Source organism: Neobacillus drentensis (assembly GCF_036962765.1).
GTDB lineage: Bacteria > Bacillota > Bacilli > Bacillales > Cytobacillaceae > Neobacillus > Neobacillus drentensis_C.
The window spans coordinates 1-1,930 of record NZ_JBALOS010000410.1 but is presented as its reverse complement, the minus strand read 5'-3'; the positions used below and the strand labels follow the sequence as shown (position 1 = coordinate 1,930).

2 protein-coding genes are annotated in these 1,930 nt (G+C 29.7%); both read right to left on the bottom strand.

What is annotated here, in order from left to right:
* Positions 1 to 347: YesL family protein (locus V7137_RS30165; protein ID WP_335701480.1), on the bottom strand; the 347-nt coding region annotated here is incomplete at its 3' end.
* The coding region (locus V7137_RS30160; protein ID WP_335701479.1) for a helix-turn-helix domain-containing protein at positions 344 to 1,930 on the bottom strand (1,587 nt) is incomplete at its 5' end. The genes V7137_RS30160 and V7137_RS30165, both read right to left, overlap by 4 nt.

Sequence of the window (1,930 nt, the reverse complement as noted above, 5' to 3'; positions counted from 1 at the left end):
TGAAAGCCCTGAAGCCATAGATAAGCACTGTCCATTTTATTTAATTTAAATATGTTATAAATACTGAAAGATAAAATTATTGTTATAACTGCTCCTATAGGTAAAGCTTGCTTAAAATTTTCTTTGTATCCCTTAATAAAGTCACTATATATGTTATAGCTATTTTCTCTTACCTTTTTTCCATAAACATAATATAGTGCAGAAGTGGAAACTCCAATTGTCACTATTGGCAAGCTTCCTATAAACCATAATAAATTCAACATAAAGGTTTCATAAACTAATACACAAAACTTGTACGATGGTCCTTCAAAGCTAAATAATCCTTTCATTATTTTTCCTCCATTCACTTGGAACACCTCCTCATTCTGTCATTTTTATACTGCATAGGGCTAATGCCTACAAGTTTTTTAAAGGTTCTGCTGAAATGTTCAATGTTAGGATAACCGATTTTATCACATATCTCATATATCTTCATATCAGTTTTAGCTAAAAACTCCTTGGCCTTTTCTATCCTTATATTAGTTACATATGTAGTAAAGTTATACCCTGTTTCTTCTGTGAATATTTTACTGAAATATGCCTTACTAAAGCCTATAGATTTACTTACCAGATCTAGGGTAACTCTATCACCATAATTATTATGAATAAAATCCTTTGCCTTTTTAATTGCCGCATTCTCCCTCTGGTTTATTTTTCTTAAAGAATTAATAACTCTTGTTAGAAGCATTAGTATCCATTCCTCAATTTCTAATTTAGTATCAAATTTTCTTACTTCGCTATAAAAATCCAAATCTTCCTCAATAATAGCTTCAAGATTATCTCCTTCATCCTTAATTATGTAGTAAATTACCATTAATACTATCTCTAAATAATAAATATAAAAGCTTTCAATTTCTCTTGCTCCGGATAGTTCATTCAACTGAAAAACCCTTTTCATATCTTCTAAACACTTTTCTTCATCTAACCTATCCAACGCTTCTAAAAGCCCATTTTCCTTACTCATTTCTATAACTATTTGTTGAGTTATATTGTAATTCTTATTTTTCTTTATCCTATTTAACTCTTCTACATTCTCAGGATAAATATTTTTTCCCTTGCCATAAATAAATCTAAATCTAGCATTTTTCTGTGCTTCATCAATTAGTGAGCTTATCTTTGTAATATCGCTGCTAACCTCACTTATACCAATAGTTACTTCAATATTTAAGAAATTTAAAAGAGCATTTCTTATTTTATTTGAAATATCTGAAAGTTTTTCCTTTAAACAGTTAACATATGAATTGTCGAAGGCTAAAATAATCCCATATTCTTCTGGAGACATTGGTAGAATTTCTCCCATATTTACTACTTCAAACAGTTGAATAACAGCATTTGTAACAGAACTCATAAGTTCCTTAAGATCATTATCCTCATACCTTTTCTTAACTATCTGAAAACTGTCAATAAGTAGAGAACAGCAAATATAATTTTCTCCTTTTAATCTTAGTGCACTATTTTCCAAATCCTTCTCAGTAAAATCTCCAGCAATTAATTTCCTAACAAGTTCATTTCTATTAACACTATGATTCTTACTACCTTTTTTTCTTTTTTCGTCCTCTAAAGCAGCCATAACCATTTTAAGAATTTTATCCGGTTCCATTTCTGTTTTTAAAATATAATCATTTATTCCGAGCTTAAAGGCACTTCTTACAAGTGTATAATCATCATAAGCACTTAACACTAAAAACTCAGTATTAATGCCAAGCCGTCTACTTTCCTCAATAAGCTCAATGCCATTCATAACAGGCATATTAATGTCTGTTATTACTATATCAACATCCCCTCTAGCTTTAATTATCTCTAAAGCTTTCTTTCCATTAGATGCCTCTAAAACCTCATCGAAACCATAATTATTCCAATCTATCAAGGACTTTAAAGCAAGTCTTACAAT